This is a genomic window from Nostoc cf. edaphicum LEGE 07299 (assembly GCF_015207245.1).
Taxonomy (GTDB): Bacteria; Cyanobacteriota; Cyanobacteriia; order Cyanobacteriales; family Nostocaceae; genus Nostoc; species Nostoc edaphicum_B.
In genome coordinates this window covers 1-4,381 of record NZ_JADEXF010000468.1, presented here as the reverse complement: position 1 = coordinate 4,381, position 4,381 = coordinate 1, and the positions used below count along the sequence as shown (strand labels likewise).

The window sequence follows — 4,381 nt, the reverse complement described above, 5'->3', positions numbered from 1 at the left end:
ATTTTGGACTGCAACGTTCCTTTATTTAAAGCTTACACCACCGACCTATACTAGTTCTTCAGCTATTAATCTGCCAGGAGCATGGTCAAATGCCAATATTAATTTACCAAACATTGGCTATGCTAATTATGAAAATGTGTCTCCATACGCTGCTCTTGCTTCTCAAGATCCAAGAGAAATTTATAAATTTATTGCTGAAAGTGACCCTATATTAAAAGCGGCAGCGGATCAACTTAATATGTCTTTAGAAGAGTTTGGCAAACCTCGGCTCAAGCTAATAATTAATACTTCCATGATGAGCATTGACTTCCAAGGTGCGAGTCCCCAGGAAGCTAAAAATAAATCTTTAGCTTTTTATAAAGCCTTGCAAGCAAGACTCAACATACTACGAAATCAAGAAGCTGTTCAAAGAGATATAGGTTATCAAACTTCCCTAATTTCTTCGCAGAAAAAATTAGAAATTGCTCATAAGCGCCTTGCCGATTACAAAGCACGTTCAGGTTTGAACTCTCCAGATCAAATTAAGGATCTTACAACCAATATTGAACAGCTACGTAGACAACGATCTGAGATAATTGGTCAACAGCAACAGGCTAGTACTCGTCTGGCACAATTATCGGATAATTTAAAACTATCTGCTGGACAAGCTACAGATGCTTTTACACTTCAAACAGACCAGATATTTCAACAGAACTTAAAAAATTATAGTGATGCTAGCGCTTCTGTGGTTGTTTTAGAATCAAAGTTTTTGCCTAACCATCCAACATTAATTGCAGAGCAAGCGAAAAGAGACGCTGCTCAAGAGGCCCTGCTAGTTCGAGGTCAGTCTCTTTTAGGACGAAAATTCACTTTGGCAGTTTTAAAGCAGTTAAGCCTTAGTAGCAATAACTCTGGTAACAACGTTCCTCGAGATGCTCTTTCGCAAGAACTAGTTATAGTTCAGGCAAACCAAAAGGGATTCACCGCTCAAGCTCAAGCACTAGAACAACAGATTAACCAGCTTGAGAGTAGGCTCAAGAATTTAACACAGCTGGAGACCACCTTGGATTCGCTGAAACGAAATGCGCAAATTGCGGAAGCGGTCTTTTCCTCCAATTTGACCAGACTAGATATTGGCAAGTCGAATACCTTTGGCTCTTATCCACTGATTCAACTTGTTATACAGCCTACATTACCTGAAAAACCGACTTCACCAAAAGATAAATTGGTTTTACTCGGTTCAACTTTAGGCTCTCTTTTCGTATCCCTTGGGCTGGTGTTACTTTGGTGGCGCGAACGTAAAAATTTAATATCTGATAAGACTGTGAGTACAGAGAGGAAGAGAATGGAACAATGAAACCTCAAAACTTTGAAGAAAGTCTTGTTTGGTATTGGATAATTAGTACCTATGTATTTTATTTTATTGGTATTTTATATCCTGTAAATTTTGTATTAGCCTGGATACTGTTTTTTTACCTATGTAAGCGGCTTTGGAACCAAACAGCGCACACTAGTATTGAAAAAAGAATCAAAATTTATTGGATACATTGGGTTTGGATTGTCTCTATTCTGGTCATAGCGATCGCTACAATTGTCGGCTGTGTAACTTATGATGTAGGTACAAATCAAACTCTTAGGTCGTTAATTAATTGGTTTACAGATTGGGCTTTGCTAGCACTATTTCCATTAAGCGGCTGTCTCAATATTCGACCACAACTAATTTATAGAGCCGTCTGTATCTTATGCCTTCAAAGTTTGATTTTAATTCCCTTCTTTTATCTAGCTTGGATATTACAGTTGCCTGCACACCTATATTCTTCTCCAATTGAAAGATTAATACAGAATGGTGAGCTTTTTTACAATGTAAATCTCTATGGTAGTGATTACGGTACGAATAATGTCCGTCTATTTCTATTTGCACCTTGGGCACCTGCGCTAGGTCTTATTGGAAACATCTACTTCTTCCTTGCTCTTGAAGAACCTAACAAGAAGTGGCGCTGGATTGGTATAGTTAGCTCTTTAGCTATGAGTATAGTATCTGTTTCTCGCTTATCTTTGATAGCTTTACCAATAGTTTTCACATTAGTTTTATTGCTTACAAAAATTACTAAACCTACTACGCAAATTGCGATCGGATTTGTTAGCTTTTTAGCAGGTATTTTTAGCACGGCACTTGTTACTACTATTAAGGATGTTAAAGAAGCATTTTATAATGCTAGACCGGACTCTTCACGAGTGCATGAAGCTTTAGGTGTAATTGCCTTGGAGAAATGGAAAGAAGCTCCTATCTGGGGTCATGGTTTTCGAGAAGCACCAGGGCCTAAAGTGTTAGCAGAAATGCCTATTGGCTCTCACCATACTTGGTTTGGTCTCTTGTTTGTTAAAGGGATAGTTGGCTTCATTGCTTTTTTAGTACCAATTGTATTGAGTTTTATAGTTTTGATGATTAAAGCACAGAAAAGCACAACTGCCAGAGTAGCATTGTATTTTCTTGTCACTCTATTACTTTTTACATTTAATGATAGCCAAGAGGCTTTAGGTTACTTATACTATCCTGGTTTAATCATCATGGGAATTGCATTCAAAGAAGAAGTGCAGCCTCGTAAATCTTCTCTTCATAAGAAGCCTGAAGCTGCTTATACTTAAATTTTAAATTGATAAAAAATATCTAATTTTCTCTTAAGGATGCCCTCATGTTAATCAAAAAGCTAAGGCAAAAAGTATCTAGTCAATATTTGCGTAATATTGGTTGGATGGGGGGAGCGGAGTTAGTAAATCGTGTTTTCCGATTGGGAACAACAGTTACTTTATCTCAACTGTTAAATCCCTACGATTATGGATTGATAGCAATCGTTTTGACTACCAATGAATTTGCAACTGTTTTTACCTTAAGAGCTGGAATTGGATCTAAGATTGTTCAGGCAGCAGAGAAGGATCTGAAAATTATTTGTCAGACATCTTACTGCCTTAATTGGATACTATGTGGAGTAATGTTTATTCTTCAGTGTCTTGCCGCTTTACCAGTTGCTTTGTTTTATAGTAATAACCAAGTTATCTTACCTATCTGCGTTATGGCATTAGTCTACTTAATGCTGCCAATCTTTGCAGTTCAATCTGCCTTAATCCAGCGAGAGAACCGCCTGAAAATTACAGCATTATGCAATGCCACGCAGTCGATTCTAATCAATATTCTCACTATAGCTTTAGCTCTATTAGGGATGGGAATGTGGGCTGTTGTTATACCTATTGTTATTACGACTCCAGTATGGATTGTTATCAATCTGATGAATCATCCTTGGCGTCCTACCATGTCGTTTAGTTTTAATAAGTGGCAAGAAGTTGTTAGTTATGCTAGAAATATCCTTGGCGTTGAGTTACTAAATAAGCTAAGAGCTAATCTTGATTACCTGATCATTGGACGTTTTTTAGGAGTCCAGGCGCTAGGAATTTACTATTTCGCTTTCAATGCTGGGTTAGGAATCAGCATGAATGTCATAAATACAATGACTTGGTCTTTATACCCGCATCTTTGTGCTGCTCGGGGAAACGTTAAGCAGTTTCAAGAACGTTATTTTAGTAGCCTTAAAACATTTGCCTTAATTGTATTTCCATTAGTTTTGCTACAGTCAAGCCTAGCTCCATTTTATGTACCAATTGTTTTTGGGCAAAAGTGGGTAACAGCAATTCCAATATTGATAGTTATCTGTTTGTCAGCGCTACCACGCCCATTTGCTGATGGCGCTTCGATGTTACTTAACTCTGTAGATAAAAGTCACATTAATCTTTATTGGAACCTAATTTTTACTACAATTTTTACAATTTCATTACTAGTAGCTGTGAAATGGGGAATTTTTTGGGTAGCTGTTGCGGTTCTCATGACTCATTTATTAGCGTTACCTCTTTACAGCATTTGGGCTAGTAAATATGTTTTATCTAGAACTCAATCTTTATCAATTGCAAAATAAAAATTCAATGGCTCTCAGGATTTAATTAAAGCTAAGTAAAAATTTGGCTTTTTATAGAGATAGCTTCTTCTTGCTACACTCATTCATTGAGAAATAACAAATAACTACGAGGAACTAAAATTAATGGCTACCACCCAACCGGAACAGCTGAAAGAAGTTCTGCATAAATCACTAGGGAAATTAGAGACATTTCAAGAGTGTGCATTATTAGACTATCCTGACTATCCTAATATTGGCGATCACCTGATCGCGTTAGGTACTGTACTTTATTTAATAAATGTGCAAAAAACAAAAATTAAATATACTGCCAGTCCTAATAACTTTTCTAGCAAAGTAATGGAAGAAAGAATTGGAAAATCTCCTATTTTGCTGCAAGGAGGAGGTAATTTAGGCGATCTTTGGACTGCTCATCAAAAATTTCGCGAACAGATTATTTC

General features: G+C 36.9%; 3 protein-coding genes and 1 pseudogene. All 4 read left to right on the top strand.

What is annotated here, in order from left to right; translation table 11 throughout:
* Positions 1-1,336: GumC family protein (locus tag IQ229_RS14965; RefSeq protein WP_194044922.1), on the top strand; the 1,336-nt coding region annotated here is incomplete at its 5' end.
* Entirely contained in the window at positions 1,333-2,625 is a 1,293-nt protein-coding gene (locus IQ229_RS14960; protein WP_194044921.1) for an O-antigen ligase family protein, read from the top strand. The genes IQ229_RS14965 and IQ229_RS14960, both read left to right, overlap by 4 nt.
* A 47-nt stretch (positions 2,626-2,672) precedes the next feature.
* Positions 2,673-3,944 carry a lipopolysaccharide biosynthesis protein gene (locus tag IQ229_RS14955; RefSeq protein WP_194044920.1) on the top strand — a complete coding sequence of 424 codons (1,272 nt, stop codon included), beginning with the start codon at positions 2,673-2,675 and terminating at the stop codon, positions 3,942-3,944.
* A gap of 123 nt (positions 3,945-4,067) precedes the next feature.
* Positions 4,068-4,381: pseudogene (locus tag IQ229_RS14950) on the top strand (polysaccharide pyruvyl transferase family protein); the annotation flags it as partial.